Below are 15,362 nucleotides of genomic sequence, written 5' to 3'. Positions count from 1 at the left end.
GCGCACGGCATAATCAATTTATGCCGTGCGTATTCTCCCACCCTCCAGACAACATAACGGAGAACGTATGTCTTCCGTCCTCGAATTGCGTGGCCTCACCAAACATTATGGCCGGGTGACGGCGCTCGATGACTTCAACCACTCCTTTGAACGGGGGAAGGTTCACGCCCTGCTTGGTAAAAACGGTTCAGGCAAAAGCACCTTCATCAAGATGATGTCTGGTGCCACCGAACCGACAAGGGGCGAGATCCTTCTGAATGGTGAAGTATGCCGTTTTTCGCGTCCATCCGACGCGCTAGAAGCGGGTATTGTCACGGTTTATCAGGAGCTAAGCCTTGTGCCACATTTGAGTGTGGCCGAGAACATCTTCATGGGACGTTTGCCCAAGCGCAAAGGCACGCCGTTTATTGACTGGCCTGATTTGCGCAAGCGTGCGGCCCAACTGCTGAATGATATGGGGGCGGGTGACATTGATCCGGATATTCCCGCTGGTTCCTTGTCCGTCGGACGCCAGCAGGTCGTGGAAATCGTCAAGGCGATGTCGTTCAAACCGATTGTGCTGCAATTGGACGAACCGACCTCGGCGCTGGCACAGGCTGAAGTCAAACAATTGTTTGAGCTTGTCCGGCGTCTGCGGGATCGCGGTGTGACGATCATCTATATCTCGCATAGACTGGCAGAACTGACCGAGATTGCCGACACGGTAACAGCGCTGCGGGATGGTGTTTTCACGGGCTCCTGCTCGATTGAGGAGGCGACACCTGCGGTTATTCTTGAGATGATGTTCGGAGAAATCCAACCGGTTCACCGCCCTTTGCATCCCAAAGAACGAACCAAGCCCATTCTTTCGGTCCGCAAGCTGTCTCTTGCCCCTTTGCTAAAAGACATTTCCTTCGACCTTTACCCCGGTGAAGTGGTCGGTATTGCGGGAATGCTCGGCTCGGGCAGAACGGAGCTTTTGCGGGCGATCTACGGCGCAGGACCGCATGATGCGGGTGAAATTGTCGTTGATGGCAAAACCGTTTCGAATGTCTCCATCCCTGTCATGAAAGCATTTGGTATCGGCTACACCTCCGAAGACCGCAAGCATGGAGGACTGGCGCAAATTCTGTCCAGTCATGCAAACCTGTGTCTTGCCGCCATGCAGCGCATTGGCAAACTCGGTTTCATAACCACCGGTCGCGAAGACCCTTATGTCAAACGGCAGATCGACAATTTGCTGATCAAGGTTGGCGACCCATCCTTGCCCGTGTCGAGCCTTTCTGGCGGCAACCAGCAGAAAATCGTTGTCGGCAACTGGCTGAATGACGATCCTCGCATACTGCTCTTTGACGAGCCGGGGCGCGGCGTTGACGTGCTGGCCAAACAGCAGATCTACAACATCATCTGGGAACAGGCGACCCGCGGCCTTGCCAGTATTGTGGTCTCCACCGAACTGGAAGATCTGGTCGAATGCTGTGACCGCATCCTCATCTTGCGCGACGGCGTTATCGCCGACGAATTCGTCAATGAGAAGCTTGATCCCAAAACCCTCTATGCCGCCTGCATGGTCCGGCACCAAACCCATTGAATTCAGGAGATTTCCATGACGCTTTCCGGCGGAAAAATCGGAACCTTCGCACGGCGGAACTCCATGCTGATCATCCTCATCGGCCTTTACGTGCTGGTGGCGTTCACCGCACGGGGGTTCATGTCGCTTGATAACCAACTCAATATTTTGCGCACCATCGCCGTGCCTGGCATGATCGCATTTGGCATGACACTGCTGATCATTGTTGGTGAAATCGACCTTTCAGTCGGCTCCATGGTGGCGGCCTCGTCATGTCTTGTCGCGTGGCTGGTGTCATGGATATCAGGCGGTGACTTTGAGCCCGCCATATGGGTCGTTATTGCGGCCTTTGCACTGACATTCGCTTTCGGCGCCGGCATCGGCATCTTTAATGGCTGGTTGAGAAACCGCTTCATGGTGCCGACCTTTATTTCTTCGCTGGCGATGATGGCAACGCTTGCCGGCTTGGCCAATCTGATCACCGACGGAACACCGATCGAGTCCTTCCCGTCATGGTATTATTTCATCGGAAGCGGACGCATATTCCACGTTCCGGTACCGGTATATCTGCTGTTGATTGCCTTTATTATCGCTTACGTTCTGGCCAATTACACCAGCTTTGGACGTTCGGTCTACGCCATCGGTGGTAATGCGGAGGCAGCGCGCCTTTCAGGTCTTGCTGTGAGCCGCACCCGCACCTTGTGCATGATCATTACCAGCCTTTTTGCTGTCACGGGTGGCATCGTTTATTCGTCGCTTCTCAATTCCGGCAATCCGACCATTGCTAAAGGCATGGAATTGGAGGTCATCTCTGCTGTCATCATCGGCGGTGTCAGCCTGTTTGGGGGCAAAGGATCGATATGGGGAGCCTTTGTTGGCGTGTTGTTTTTAGGTGTGCTTTTGAACGCTATGACGTTGTGGGGCTTTAACCCCTACGCGCAGCAGGTGGTTCGTGGCGCACTGATCCTTGGCGCTGTATTCATCAATCTGATCATCGATCGCCCACATGCCGGCCATGGCTGAGGAAGACAAGCACATGCAAAATTTGTCGATGTTATGGGATCGGGGTGAGGCAGCACTGCAAAGTCTGGGCGGCATGCTGGGACCGGTGTCTTTTATCCTCGAGGATGGGCGGTCAGTGTCGCCGTTGCATGTTGCTCCCTGGGCAAATGAGGATATGGCCGATCAACCGGCCATCCTTCAGCGTTTGCGCGGTGTATGGCCTTGCGTGCCATTTGGTGCGGTTCCGGATCGACCACTTCCCGAACGCTGGCGCGAGGCGCAAGGACGCGCCGTCATCTCTGATCCTGCATTCGAGGATCCACATGGCTTTGGTTCAAACCACCATTGGACCATCTCGGCTGGTGGCGAAGGAGAACTTCTGGCTGAAATTGAATATCCGCAGGCAAGCGTGATCAAATCCCTGCAACGGCGTATTGTAGCTGTGACCGGCAATGCGGGGTTGGAATTTGAGCTGACGATCACGGCGCGGCGCGATTGCGAGATACCTATTGGCCTGCATCCCTGTTTTGTTTTGCCGGAAACGCCTGGTGCCATCAAGCTTCACACCGGTCCGCACAGTGGTGTGTGGACACACCCTCTGGATGAACGCCAGCCATTGTCACGTTTTGCAGAGGATCAATGTTTCGCAGATCTGTCCGTGTTAAAGAGCCGCGACGGCGATGAGGTCGATGCCACCGCTTTGCCATTTGCGGGGCAATCCGAAAATCTTCTTCTGGTGACGGTCGTTGAAGGACGGCTGGTCCTCGATAATCTCGAGCAGAATTATCGCACCGTTCTTGAATGGGACCGTGAAATCTTCCCGAGCCTGATGTTGTGGATTTCCAATCGCGGCCGCAGCCAGCGCCCGTGGCTCAACAGACATCTGGCACTCGGGGCAGAGCCGGTGAGGGCGGCGTTCGATCTGGGGGTCGGCATTTCAGCGGCCTCAAACCCGGTCAATCAGCAAGGTGTGCCAACAGCGTGGCGTTTTACGGCCGGTGAAAGCCTGACGACACGTTATGCGATTTCAGCTACTGTTCTGCCGTGACCGCAATATTGCCATCGGGTTAAAGCCTTGCAGGCCCGGTGGATTCACGCTCAACCAGAGTAACCGGCAAGCGCAGCACTCCCATGGCTGGAAGGTCCTTTTCCTTGCGGTGTGCATCAATCAATTTTTCCAGCCGCTCGACAGCCTGCAGACCAACCTCACGAATGGGCTGTGCAATAGTGGTAAGGCGCGGCAACATGTGCGACGCTTCCGGCAAATCATCAAAGCCGATTACCGAGTAATCCTGCGGCACAGAGTGCCCCTGATGATGAATGGCATGAATGGCGGCAATCGCGGCAATATCGGTTGTCCCAATCAGCCCCGTTACGTCGGGGCAGTCGCGCAACAGCTGTTGCGCCATTTCGTGGATTTCCGCAAAGCGATGTTCCTCGCCGATTGCTTCCTTGGCGGGCGCAAGTCCGTGAGCGGCAAGTTCCTGGCGCACACCTTCAAGGCGCAGTTGAATAGGCTGGCTGTGACCGGGTGCGCCGATGACGGCGATTTTGCGGTGGCCAAGGTCGAGAAGATGTTTCGCCATCATGCGTCCACCCTCGATATGGTCAGCCATAACAGCATCTTTGGAAATGCCGCTCATTTCGCGGTCAATTCCGACGATTGGAATTTGTGTACTGGCGAGAGAACGGAAATGCGACAGGTCGCCAAAGGCGCTTGCAACGATGACGCCATCGACACGCTGCGACAACAGCATGGAAATGTAGCGTTCTTCATGTTCACGGTTTTCAGCGGTGCTGCAAATCAGCGTCTGATAGCCCCGTTCAAAAAGCTGTTGTTCGATGCTGTGGGCAAGAATACCAAAAAACGGCAGATCGATTGATGGCAACAGCAAACCAATCATGCGGCTTGGTTCGCCGCGCAACATGCGCGCCCCCTTGCTCGGCGTGTAGTTGAGTTCCTTGATTGCCGCTTCGACCTTTTCACGCACATCTGCGGACGTGTAGCCGCTGTTGTTCAGCACGCGCGAGACTGAGGTAACGGAGGTTCCCGCCAATTTGGCAATGGTTCTAATGCTTGTTTTCACGTCGATGGGTTCCATACCCAGAGGGTATTCAGTCAATACTTGGAAAAGGCGATGTTCACAAGTTTTATCAGTGCCTTATCGTGACTGAGGTGACACGAAACGGATGGTCTCGTCATGTAATTCGCCATCGATCCCCAGTATGGCCCGCCACTGCCGGTTGCCACACCGCAAGGTAAGCCGCCAGGTGTTGGCGTCAGTGTCGCGACCTTCCTCGACCAGGCTGTGAACGAGGTTGCGCCGCATCAAGTCGCGCACGGCATTTTCCTGCAGGCCGAAGCGGCTGGCAATGAATTCTGCATCGAGAATGAAGTTTCCGTCTTCATCGCGCTTTGCAGAAGGGGCTTTTTTGTCAGGTGATACTGTTGGAGGCTGGCTCATGGTGGCTGGTGATTTCCGCACAAATGGCGTTGGTTGCTTGCCTTTGAGGATAATGCGCAGATGCGTGATGCGCCAGTGACCGACTGACGCATCAATTCCTGAATTTCAAACGATCGATACGAGCTCGCGAGAAAGACGGTTCATGGTTTCTGCGCCAGTTGATGTGATCAGGAATTGCTCCTCAATCATCAGCGCACCCAGGCCGTTGGCATAAAATGGCGCTTCCAATGCCAGCACCATATTGGGTTCTATGGTGATGTCATTGCCATGCGAAATAAATGGCCATTCTTCGATGCCAACTGCGGCGCCAACCGAGTGGCCGAAATGGCCGCGATAATATTCTTCAAAGCCGAGCTTGCGCATGTTTGCCAACATGACTGCGTGGGCCTGACCGAATGTATTGCCGGGTTTGAGTGCGTCCACCCCGATAAGAAACGTTTCAAGCAACGCCTTGTAGACTTCGCTGGCGAGTGGTGAGGGCTGACCAAAGACGAATGTTCGCGCGCCATCGGATGAGTATCCGCAGACGAGCGTACCGACATCGGCCTTTATCAGGTCGCCGTCTTTAACGGTTGCTGCCATGTTCTGCAGATCTGCGCCGATGGAGATGTAATCCCAGTGTCCTGAAAGAACCTCACCATTGGCGATCGCTGCTTCTGTCGCACCTGTGAGCCATGCGGTGGACAAATCCTTGAGGCTGGAGCCAGATTTTGCTGACTTTGCCAGCAGTTGCAGCCCGGCTTCCGCATAGGATGCAGCATTGCGCAAACGCTGGATTTCAGGGGGATTCTTGATCATCCGCAGCCGTTTGACGATGCCGGACGCGTCCTGCCAGTTGACTGTCGGGATCGTCTTTTTCAGTTTCGCAAAATCGGCTGCGGGCATGAACTCGAGATCGACACCGAGGCGTGCATGATCGAGACCACGCTCCTTTATGATGTCGGCCAGAAGCTGAAAACATGCCTGTTGGTCAAAGGTTTCAGGCCTCGGCCCAATATTATTGCTGTTGCGATAGGCCGCATTGATGTCTGAAACCGAGGTCGTCTCATGAAGTGACACGGCATCGATCCAGATGCGGTGTGAACGCAGATCGATCGATTGGCGCAAATTGCCTTTACCGGCAAAAACATGGTCGCTGACGACTGCGGCGAGCCTCGATGTGCTGTCGGCCGGGACCAGTGCGATAGCCGAGCCCGCACGCCCCCACATGGTGGCAACGCCCGCGCTTATGCCGGTCGCATAACGGAAGGTTTCCGGCTGGAATAAAACCATGCCGTCCAGCCCCGAGGCGCCCAGCAGTTGCTGCGCCCGTTCGCGATCCATATCCGCCATAATGTCCTCTTGTCGTCGATTCCAGATTTGATGGAGTGAAGTTTATCCTGTCCGACGAAAACATGCTTCTGCCAATTTAGCAAAAAATCTCTGCGTAATGATCTTTAATCGAGATAAATTTCTATGAAACAATTATAAATAGGTGTTCAGCCAGATATCGATCCTATCGGCGTGATTGTATAATCTCTGTCGACGGCAAGCCACAACAGGCAGCAATTTCGAACAGGAGAATGATATGAGCGGTTTCAAAACCCGCAACGGCACCATGAAACACACCAACCGGGCTGTAGCGACCGCACTTGCGATCGTGCTTGGAGCCGGCGTGTTCACCCATGCGTTTGCTGCTGAAAACAATCCGGATGCCACAATCAATATCGGTTCGCTCTATGAGCCGCAAAACCTTGATAACACCGCCGGTGCCGGTCAGGGTATCAACGAAGCCTTCAATGGCAACGTTTATGAAGCGCTTTTCCGCCTTGATGATGATGGCTCCGTACAGCCCGCCCTGTCGAAAGAGTTCACTGCAAGCGAAGATGGTCTGACATACACCTTCAAACTTCAGCCTGGTGTGACCTTCCATTCGGGTGCGCCGCTGACCTCGAAGGACGTCAAGTTCTCTATTGAACGCGTTGCTGCGCCGGAATCGAAAAGCTCGCGCAAGAACAGCCTGAAGACAATTGCCGGTATCGAAACCCCTGACGATGAAACGGTTGTCATCAAGCTGTCGTCGCGCTCGATCTCGCTGCCGTATAATCTCAGCTATGTCTGGATCGTCAATGATGACGCGACGGACCTGCAGGCGAAAGAAGACGGTACCGGTCCATATGCGCTCGAAGATTGGCGTCGCGGTTCATCGCTGGCCATCAAACGCTTTGACAAGTACTGGGGCGAAAAGCCGAAAAATGGCGAAGTTGTTTTTCAGTATTTCACGGAAGCGACTGCTCTTAACAATGCCTTGCTGACCGGTTCGGTGGATGTGATCACATCGGTACAGAGCCCGGATTCTCTGGCGCAGTTCAAGGATAATCCTGACTTTACCGTCAGCGAAGGCAAGTCCACCACCAAGCTTTTGCTTGCCTATAATGACCGCGTTGCACCATTCGACAACGTCAAGGTTCGCAAGGCGCTCGCCCGCGCAATTGATGATGAAAAGCTGCTCAAGGCCGTTTGGGGTGATTATGGTACTCTGATCGGTTCCTTCGTACCGCCAACCGATCCATGGTATGTCGATCTGACCAAAGTTGATGCCTATAATCCTGACAGCGCCAAGGAATTGTTGAAGGAAGCCGGCTATCCCGATGGCTTCACCTTCACAATCGACACGCCGAACTACGACCCGCATCCGATTGCTGCCCAGTTTATCCAGAGCGAACTGGCCAAGGTGGGCGTGAAGGTCAACATCAACATCATTACCGCCAATGAGTGGTACACAAAAATCTACAAGGCGCATGATTTCCAGGCGACCCTGCAGGAGCACGTGAACCACCGTGATATCGTGTTCTACGGTAACCCGGACTTCTACTGGGGTTATAACAACCCTCAGGTTGTTGATCTGATCAAGCAGGCGGAAGCCAGTGCAACGACCGATGAACAGACCGCAAAACTGACCGAAGCAAACAAGATCATTGCTGAAGATGCAGCCAGCAACTGGTTCTATCTCTATCCGCAGATTGTTGTTTCGAAAAAGTCGGTCGGCGGTTATTCGCTGAACGGATTGAACTCGCAGTTCTTCGCTTACGACATCACCAAAGCCGAATAAGCAGAGAAACTCTATACTCGACACAGAACGCCGCCTGAATTATTTTCCGGCGGCGTTGCTGCGTTTGCTGTAATCCGTTGATCTTGTATAAGGAAATGGTCAGAAGCAAACTGTGAAATGTCAGCCGATGAGCGGACCGGACGTCGGCAGCTCATGCTTGAGAGGTAAGCGTCATATTTTCCTATCTTGTTCGCCGCTCGGCCATTCTGGTCCTGTCGGTTGTTATCGCTTCTCTCGTCCTGTTTCTTTTGCTGCGGCTGCTGCCGGGTGATCCTGCCAATGCGCTTGTTTCTGTCGGTGCCGATGCCGTGCAGATTGAGGCAGCACGCCGGCAAGTTGGTTCCGATCTGCCACTTTACGAGCAGTTTTTGCGCTTCATCAGCAGTCTTGCACGCTTTGACCTTGGAAACTCATTCGTCAGTGGTGCGCCCGTGCTGTCTGAAATCGGCAAGCGGTTGATTGTGACCGTACCGCTCACGTTGATGGCGTTTTTTGTTGCGATCGCGATCGCTGTTCCGCTCGGGATTTTGTCGGTGGTGCGTCAGAACCGCTGGTATGGGACGGTGATATCCGTCGTTTCACAGCTCGGTATCGCGGTTCCAGTCTTCTGGATCGGCATTCTGCTGGTCGGCATTTTTGCGGTTAACCTGCGGCTGTTTCCATCGGGCGGCTTTCCGTCTCGTGGATGGCAAACCGCGCCTGCCGCGTTTCAATCCCTTGTGCTGCCCGTTGCGACCATCGCCATCGTCATGTCAGCCTCTTTGATCCGCTATGTTCGTTCTGCGACGCAGGATGTGCTGGGCAGTGATTATCTGCGCACCGCACGTGCGCTCGGAGCGACGTTTTCGCAGGCGCTAATCCGTCACGGAATTCGAAACGGCGCTGTGCCGGTCATTTCCATTATCGGTATCGAACTGGCGTCCACATTGCTTGGCGCTGTGGTGGTTGAGCGGGTGTTTTCGCTTCCCGGCCTCGGCTCCATGCTGCTTTTGGGCATTGAACAGCGCGACTATCCGAATGTTCAGGGCGTGCTTTTTATCTCGACACTGCTGGTGCTGCTTGTCGGTTTTGCGGCTGATCTGGCGCAACGAATTATCGACCCGCGATTGCGCAATCGTGTAGCAGGAGGTGGCGCATGAGCGATCATCATATGACCCTTTCTGTAGAGACAAACGAAGGGAAGACAAAACTGCCATTGCCGCTGCTGATTGGTGGTCTGTTTGTCGGGTTGCATCTGGCAATTGCGCTTCTGTCACTGTTTTGGACACCTTACGGTGTTAGTGACATGGTCGGTGGGAGGCTTGAAGGTCCATCGCTCATTCATTGGGCGGGAACCGACAGGCTGGGCCGCGACCTGATGACACAAATCATGATTGGCTCGCGGATCGCTCTGATTGTCGGCTGTGGTGCGGTTGCCATCAGTGCATTGATCGGCGTGACGATTGGCATACTCTCGGCATTTGCAACGCAGACACTGGATGATGTGCTGGCCGCGACGCTTGATATTCTGATTGCCTTTCCGACACTGCTTCTGGCCATGCTGATTGTCGCCTCAAGCGATGGAGCAAGCCTTTGGACTGCAATCCTTGCCATCGGTATTGCCGGTTCTGCCATTGTCGCCAGACTGACCCGCATTCTGGCAAAGCGTGTCTTGGCGATGGATTACATAACGGCCTCCAGAATATCTGGAACCTCGTGGCTGGGCATCGTTCGTATTCACGTCCTTCCCAACATCTGGCCGACATTGATCGTCAATTTTGCCCTGCAATTCGGCTTGGCCGTCATTGCGGAGGCGTCGCTTTCCTATCTTGGACTTGGCGCGCCACCCCCCAATGCATCGTGGGGCAGATTGCTGCAGGAAGCACAGGCTTCCGTTTATACAGCACCTTTTGGTGCCATTGCTCCGGGTCTTGCTCTGGTGTCTCTGGTGATTGGGTTGAACTTGTTTGCCGATGGCCTGCGTGATGCGGCAGATCCAACACGCAGGAGACAGAGATGAGCATTTTGCTGTCGGTTGAAAATCTTGAAATCGAAACCGCAGGCCGCAAGCTGGTTTCCGGCATCTCCTTCTCGATCTCACAGGGTGAACGGGTTGGACTTATTGGTGAGTCCGGCTCGGGCAAATCATTGACGGCGCTTGCTGCTATGGGCCTGCTGACCGACGCCATGCGAGCAAGCGGCTCCATCATCCTTGATGGACAGCAGGTGATCGGGGCGAAAGACCGTGATCTCGTGCCGTTGCGCGGCAACAGCGTGGCGGCTGTATTTCAGGAGCCGATGACAGCGCTTGATCCATTGATGCGAATTGGCAACCAAGTTGCAGAGGTCGTATCTCGCCGTGCTTTACGCGATGGGCAGAGAGCTTCGAAGGCCGAGATTCACAAGCGGGTTGTGGCGTTGCTGGAGCGCGTTGCATTGCCGGATCCGGAGCGGATTGCCGCGTCATGGCCGCATGAAATCTCCGGTGGCCAACGGCAGCGTGCGGCGATCGCAATGGCCTTGGCCTGCCGCCCCAAGCTGCTGATTGCGGATGAACCGACAACTGCACTTGATGTCACAACGCAGGCCGAAATTCTGAAACTGCTTGAGGCGCTCGTGCGGGATGAAGGCATGGGGCTGCTGTTTATCAGTCACGACTTGCCAGTTGTTGCGACTGTGACCGAACGTGCACTTGTTTTGCGGCAAGGAGAGTTGATTGAGCAAGGACCAGTAGGATCCCTGTTTTCCCAACCCGCGCATCCTTATACGCAGGGGTTGGTTGCCGCGGCCCGTGCCTTTGACAAGGCGTTGGAGATTGCGTCATGAGCCTGCTGAATTTGTCCAATGTGTCGTTTTCCTACACCGCAGGAAAACCGGTGTTGCATGATATCAACCTGACGCTGGAGGCTGGCAGCAATCTGGGAATTGTTGGCGAATCCGGTTCCGGTAAGACAACCATGCTGAAGCTGTTGCTTGGGCTTCAGCGAGCGTCTGCTGGACAGGTTTCTTTCCGCGGAGAGGCGCTTGATATTAAAAATAGCGGTTTCATGCGTGGCTTTCGTCGCAGCGTGCAGGCCGTGTTTCAGGATCCCTATTCGTCGCTTGATCCTCGTCAGCGTGTGTTCGATATTATTGCCGAACCACTGCGTTCTCTCAAAATCGAAACAGATATCATGCAGGCTGTGTCGCAGGCTCTGGCAGCGGTTGACCTGCCTGCGGATGCGCTCAGACGTTATCCTCATGAATTTTCCGGTGGTCAGCGTCAACGTATTGCGATTGCCCGTGCGATTGTCTCAAACCCCGATCTCATTATCGCCGACGAGGTCGTCAGTGCCCTCGATCTCTCCACGCGCGCCCGTATCATCGAGTTATTGCGGGACCTGTCAAAACGCATGACTTTTGTTGTGGTGTCGCATGATATTGCACTCGTTTCCATGCTTTGCGACAGGTTGATCGTGCTTGAAAAGGGCAAGATCGTAGAGCAGGGCGCGACACGTGATATCCTCGCCAACCCTTCCCATCTCTACACCCAGAAACTACTTGCTAGCACGCCCCGCATGCCCAGGGCCGGCTGAACATTCTCATCAATCCCCTGAACTCGCATGATGAGGGATTGCGCAACGTGCTGCGCTGCGTCATGAATTGCGCCATGACGCACCCGGACCTGACAATCCTCGTTATTGATGAAAACGCTATCCGTGCTTCCATTATCGAGGAAGGCTTGCGGGAGGCAGGGCACAGCCGTGTCACTGTCATTCATGAGGTTCACGGTGTCGCGCGTACCATCGAGACGCTCTGTCCGGATGTTATCGTTATCGATATTGAAAACCCGAACCGCGACATGATGGAGCATCTGTTCCAGTTAACCCGGACGGTTGGCCGGCCAATTGCCATGTTTGTGGACCGCTCTGACACAGCCTCGATTGAGGCGGCTGTTGAAGCGGGTGTTTCCGCCTATATTGTTGATGGATTGAAGAAGGAGCGGGTCAAGCCGATCCTCGATATGGCGGTTAGTCGCTTTAATGCGTTTAGCCGCCTGCAGCGTGAACTGGCGGAGGCGAGATCGGCGCTGGAAGAGCGCAAGATTGTTGAGCGCGCCAAGGGCATCTTGATGAAAATGCGTGGTTTGTCCGAAGAGGAAGCTTTTGCGTTACTGCGCCAGACCGCCATGAACGAAAAGAAAAAACTGTCTGAAATTGCGCAAAGCGTGGTGACGGCTGCCGGTTTGCTGATGTAACGCCCGCAGGAGAATTGACCTCGGGCGTCACGCGCACACTGACGGTAGATGTGGAGTGAATGACATGACGGCAAACGGTAGTGGAACCAACAGACAGGGTGAAAACCCGGCATCTCATGCTGCGCCGGAATTGATCGGTAACGACAGACAGCGCACACTGCGCGCTGGCTTCATTCCCCTGGTCGATGCGTCTGTGCTGATTGCTGCCGCGGAATTTGGATTTGCCGCCAATGAAGGCCTGAGCCTTGATCTGGTTAAGGATGTTTCCTGGGCGAATGTGCGCGACAGATTGGCATTTCGCCAGTTCGATATAGCGCACATGCTGTCGCCCATGCCTGTAGCCTCGATGCTTGGCCTTGGCTCCAACCCGTCGCCGACCATCACACCGTTTTCGCTGGGTCGTGGAGGCAATGCGATCACTTTATCCAGTCGGCTTTTTGTCAAAATGCGCGAAGCGACCGGTCTTTCGGAAACGGCAACCGCTCTGGAAAACGCTGTCGCACTGAAGCGGGTGCTTGAAACTCTGCGTGAGCAGGGTGAGCCACAGCCTACCTTCGGCGTGACCTATCCGTTCTCATCGCACAATTATGAGTTCCGATATTGGCTGGCCGCCGGCGGCATTGATCCTGATCGTGATGTGAAACTTGTGGTCGTGCCTCCGCCTCTCACCTCGGATGCGTTGGCTGCGGGCGCTATTGATGGTTTTTGTGTCGGAGCGCCATGGAACATGGTGGCCTCTGAGCGCGGTGTTGGCAAGATTGTCGCCGCCAAGCAGGACATCTGGCCTTCTGCACCTGAAAAGGTCGTTGGCATGCGCCCTGAATGGGCAGAAACACAGCAGGAATGTGTGGCGCGGTTGATCGTTGCGCTGGACGCGGCGGCGCGGTGGTGCGATGTGCCTGACAACCATGATGCGCTCAGCAGGGCGCTGGCTGACCCGCGCTACATCGGCGCTTCGCCTGAGATTTTACGGCATGTACTGGCGGGTGAGTTCAACATTGATGATCGCGGCAACCGTCGGGTCATCAGCCGTTATTTCACCTTCCATGGTGACCATGCCAACTATCCCCGGCAGAGCCAGGCCCTGTGGATTTATAGCCAGATGATCCGCTGGGGGCAGACGAGGTTTTCATCGCAAGGTGCGGATGCCTGTGCATCTGCCTACCGCCCGGATATTTATCGTGCCGCGCTCGGCGACAGCAATGTACCGTCTGATGCTGATATTCGCGTTGAAGGTGCTGATGCTGATGATCGTTTCATGGACGGACATGTATTCGATCCGGCGTCCATTGAAAGCTACGTAGAGGCATTCGCGGTGCGCCGGAAAACCGGCGAACTTGCACGTCGCGATCACGAATAAAATCTGCCAGCTGCACAAACGCTGCCCAAAACTGATTTCGTACTTTGCAGCAATTGCATAAATAACGCCCTATTCTTGTGCGGCCTAAAAAATAGGCGATTGAATTTTCATTCATAATAATCGTTTGAATACAGCGCTTTGTTGTCCGTTTTTCGAACTGGCACGCTGATTGCTTTGTATTTTGCGCAGCGGTCAATGGAGATCGCGGCAAGCTGGGTGCGGGATATGCACCCACAGAAGACACGGACGTCGCAAGGTTTTGCTGCCCGGGACATTGGATCCTGATGGCGCAATATCCGAGCGGCGTTTTTTTATTTCCGGATTTTTTTCGCAAGAAACAAACCACCGTTCCGGTGGTCACCAAAAGGGGAACATGCGAATGAAAAATATACTCACGGGTTCTGTCAGTCGCCGCGGCCTTTTGAAAACCACAGCAACCGCTGCCCTGATTACGGCGGTCCGGTCAGCATTTCCATCCGGAGCCTTTGCTGCCGCTGCCACTCCGGAAGTAACGGGAGCAAAGCTTGGTTACATCGCCCTGACGGATGCCGCTCCTTTGGTGGTGGCAGCGGAAAAAGGTCTGTTTGCCAAACATGGCATGCCGGATGTTGAGGTTATCAAGCAGGCGTCCTGGGGTGCGACCCGCGATAATCTGGTGCTGGGTGGTGCCTCTAACGGCATTGATGGCGCGCATATTCTGACGCCCATGCCTTATCTCATGCATACCGGTAAGGTAACGCAAAACAATGTGCCGGTGCCGATGGCAATTCTTGCTCGCCTCAACCTTGATAGTCAGGGCATTTCGGTCGCCAAGGAATATGCCGAAACCGGTGTCCAGCTGGATGCGTCGAAACTAAAGACAGCGTTCGAAAAAAAGAAAGCTGAAGGCAAGGAAATCAAGGCCGCCATGACGTTCCCTGGTGGAACACACGATCTGTGGATCCGCTATTGGCTGGCTGCAGGTGGTATTGATCCCGACAAGGACGTGTCCACCGTTGTCGTTCCTCCTCCGCAGATGGTCGCCAATATGAAGGTTGGCAACATGGATGTTTTCTGTGTTGGCGAACCGTGGAATGAGCAGCTCGTCAATCAGGGTATCGGCTTCACAGCCTGTACCACCGGTGAATTGTGGAAAGGACATCCTGAAAAGGCGCTCGGCATGCGTGCCGATTGGGTCGAGAAAAATCCAAATGCTGCAAAGGCCCTGCTCATGGCCGTGATGGAGGCGCAGCAGTGGTGCGACAGCATGGACAACAAGGATGAGATGTCGACGATCCTTGGCAAGCGTCAATGGTTTAACGTGCCCCCGAAAGATGTTTTGGGCCGCCTAAAAGGCGACATCAACTACGGCAATGAACGTATCGTTCACGGCAGTGATCTCTATATGAAGTTCTGGAAAGACGGTGCGTCTTATCCATACAAGAGCCACGACACGTGGTTCATTGCTGAAAATGCCCGCTGGGGCAAGTTTGCACCAGACACTGATATCAAGGCGCTGGTCGATCAGGTCAACCGCGAGGACCTGTGGCGGGAAGCAGCGCAAGCGCTTGGCGTCGCTGCTGCCGATATTCCTGCCTCACCTTCGCGTGGCAAGGAAACATTCTTCGACGGCAAGGTCTTCGATCCGGAAAACCCATCATCCTATCTCGAAAGTCTCAGCATCAAAGTTGCCTCCTGAG

Annotated in this window: 14 protein-coding genes; 11 read left to right on the top strand and 3 right to left on the bottom strand. The window is 54.5% G+C overall.

Annotation, left to right across the window (positions count from 1 at the left end; translation table 11 throughout):
• The first annotated feature begins 67 nt into the window (after positions 1-67).
• From PYL13_RS17105 to PYL13_RS17095, 3 genes are read left to right on the top strand one after another with little or no spacing between them, the layout of a single operon-like run.
• Positions 68-1,570, top strand: a complete 1,503-nt coding sequence (locus PYL13_RS17105; protein ID WP_275642454.1) for a sugar ABC transporter ATP-binding protein — start codon at positions 68-70, stop codon at positions 1,568-1,570.
• Positions 1,571-1,585: 15 nt separating this feature from the next.
• Positions 1,586-2,572: an ABC transporter permease gene (locus tag PYL13_RS17100; protein WP_192489304.1), complete on the top strand. Its 987-nt coding sequence runs from the start codon at positions 1,586-1,588 to the stop codon at positions 2,570-2,572.
• A 13-nt stretch (positions 2,573-2,585) separates the two neighbouring features.
• A complete protein-coding gene (locus PYL13_RS17095) occupies positions 2,586-3,599 on the top strand; it encodes a hypothetical protein (protein ID WP_275642453.1) in 1,014 nt (337 codons plus the stop codon).
• 19 nt (positions 3,600-3,618) lie between these two features.
• Here PYL13_RS17095 and PYL13_RS17090 read toward each other — a convergent pair whose 3' ends face one another.
• The 3 genes from PYL13_RS17090 to PYL13_RS17080 form a co-directional block, all read right to left on the bottom strand.
• Positions 3,619-4,638 (bottom strand): LacI family DNA-binding transcriptional regulator, encoded by a 1,020-nt coding sequence (locus PYL13_RS17090; protein ID WP_250985150.1) that lies wholly within the window; start codon positions 4,636-4,638, stop codon positions 3,619-3,621.
• A 75-nt stretch (positions 4,639-4,713) separates the two neighbouring features.
• Positions 4,714-5,016, bottom strand: coding sequence for a DUF6522 family protein (locus PYL13_RS17085; protein ID WP_250985151.1), 303 nt, complete (start codon positions 5,014-5,016; stop codon positions 4,714-4,716).
• A gap of 105 nt (positions 5,017-5,121) precedes the next feature.
• A complete protein-coding gene (locus PYL13_RS17080; protein WP_250985152.1) occupies positions 5,122-6,348 on the bottom strand; it encodes a M24 family metallopeptidase in 1,227 nt (408 codons plus the stop codon).
• 235 nt (positions 6,349-6,583) lie between these two features.
• Here PYL13_RS17080 and PYL13_RS17075 point away from each other — a divergent pair, with 235 nt between their 5' ends.
• From PYL13_RS17075 to PYL13_RS17040, 8 genes are all read left to right on the top strand, one after another.
• Complete coding sequence (locus PYL13_RS17075) at positions 6,584-8,107, top strand: ABC transporter substrate-binding protein (RefSeq protein ID WP_250985153.1); 1,524 nt, start codon at positions 6,584-6,586, stop codon at positions 8,105-8,107.
• 173 nt (positions 8,108-8,280) lie between these two features.
• Positions 8,281-9,246, top strand: coding sequence for an ABC transporter permease (locus PYL13_RS17070; protein ID WP_275642569.1), 966 nt, complete (start codon positions 8,281-8,283; stop codon positions 9,244-9,246).
• Positions 9,243-10,106: an ABC transporter permease gene (locus PYL13_RS17065; RefSeq protein WP_441296671.1), complete on the top strand. Its 864-nt coding sequence runs from the start codon at positions 9,243-9,245 to the stop codon at positions 10,104-10,106. Before PYL13_RS17070 ends, PYL13_RS17065 begins: the two co-directional genes overlap by 4 nt.
• Positions 10,103-10,912 (top strand): ATP-binding cassette domain-containing protein, encoded by an 810-nt coding sequence (locus PYL13_RS17060; RefSeq protein ID WP_275642452.1) that lies wholly within the window; start codon positions 10,103-10,105, stop codon positions 10,910-10,912. Before PYL13_RS17065 ends, PYL13_RS17060 begins: the two co-directional genes overlap by 4 nt.
• Positions 10,909-11,661, top strand: coding sequence for an ABC transporter ATP-binding protein (locus PYL13_RS17055; RefSeq protein WP_275642451.1), 753 nt, complete (start codon positions 10,909-10,911; stop codon positions 11,659-11,661). The genes PYL13_RS17060 and PYL13_RS17055 overlap by 4 nt, the downstream gene beginning before the upstream one ends.
• Positions 11,662-11,723: 62 nt before the next feature.
• Entirely contained in the window at positions 11,724-12,323 is a 600-nt protein-coding gene (locus tag PYL13_RS17050) for an ANTAR domain-containing response regulator (protein WP_192489451.1), read from the top strand.
• A gap of 64 nt (positions 12,324-12,387) precedes the next feature.
• Positions 12,388-13,683, top strand: a complete 1,296-nt coding sequence (locus PYL13_RS17045) for a CmpA/NrtA family ABC transporter substrate-binding protein (protein WP_275642450.1) — start codon at positions 12,388-12,390, stop codon at positions 13,681-13,683.
• Between the two features lie 379 nt (positions 13,684-14,062).
• A complete protein-coding gene (locus tag PYL13_RS17040) occupies positions 14,063-15,361 on the top strand; it encodes a CmpA/NrtA family ABC transporter substrate-binding protein (protein ID WP_275642449.1) in 1,299 nt (432 codons plus the stop codon).
• Position 15,362: the final 1 nt, after the last annotated feature.

The sequence above is a fragment of the Agrobacterium sp. Azo12 genome, assembly GCF_029193765.2.
Lineage (GTDB): Bacteria > Pseudomonadota > Alphaproteobacteria > Rhizobiales > Rhizobiaceae > Agrobacterium.
Note: the sequence above shows the minus strand (reverse complement) of the source record. Positions and strands in the feature narration are given on the sequence as shown.

Bases quoted from the DNA above. Each gene is read 5' to 3' on its own strand.
- PYL13_RS17055 (WP_275642451.1), top strand. From the start codon at position 10,909: ATGAGCCTGCTGAATTTGTCCAATGTGTCGTTTTCCTACACCGCAGGA.
- PYL13_RS17060 (WP_275642452.1), top strand. From the start codon at position 10,103: ATGAGCATTTTGCTGTCGGTTGAAAATCTTGAAATCGAAACCGCAGGC.
- PYL13_RS17095 (WP_275642453.1), top strand. From the start codon at position 2,586: ATGCAAAATTTGTCGATGTTATGGGATCGGGGTGAGGCAGCACTGCAA.
- PYL13_RS17100 (WP_192489304.1), top strand. From the start codon at position 1,586: ATGACGCTTTCCGGCGGAAAAATCGGAACCTTCGCACGGCGGAACTCC.
- PYL13_RS17085 (WP_250985151.1), bottom strand. From the start codon at position 5,016: ATGAGCCAGCCTCCAACAGTATCACCTGACAAAAAAGCCCCTTCTGCA.
- PYL13_RS17065 (WP_441296671.1), top strand. From the start codon at position 9,243: ATGAGCGATCATCATATGACCCTTTCTGTAGAGACAAACGAAGGGAAG.
- PYL13_RS17105 (WP_275642454.1), top strand. From the start codon at position 68: ATGTCTTCCGTCCTCGAATTGCGTGGCCTCACCAAACATTATGGCCGG.
- PYL13_RS17075 (WP_250985153.1), top strand. From the start codon at position 6,584: ATGAGCGGTTTCAAAACCCGCAACGGCACCATGAAACACACCAACCGG.
- PYL13_RS17045 (WP_275642450.1), top strand. From the start codon at position 12,388: ATGACGGCAAACGGTAGTGGAACCAACAGACAGGGTGAAAACCCGGCA.
- PYL13_RS17050 (WP_192489451.1), top strand. From the start codon at position 11,724: ATGAATTGCGCCATGACGCACCCGGACCTGACAATCCTCGTTATTGAT.
- PYL13_RS17080 (WP_250985152.1), bottom strand. From the start codon at position 6,348: ATGGCGGATATGGATCGCGAACGGGCGCAGCAACTGCTGGGCGCCTCG.
- PYL13_RS17040 (WP_275642449.1), top strand. From the start codon at position 14,063: ATGAAAAATATACTCACGGGTTCTGTCAGTCGCCGCGGCCTTTTGAAA.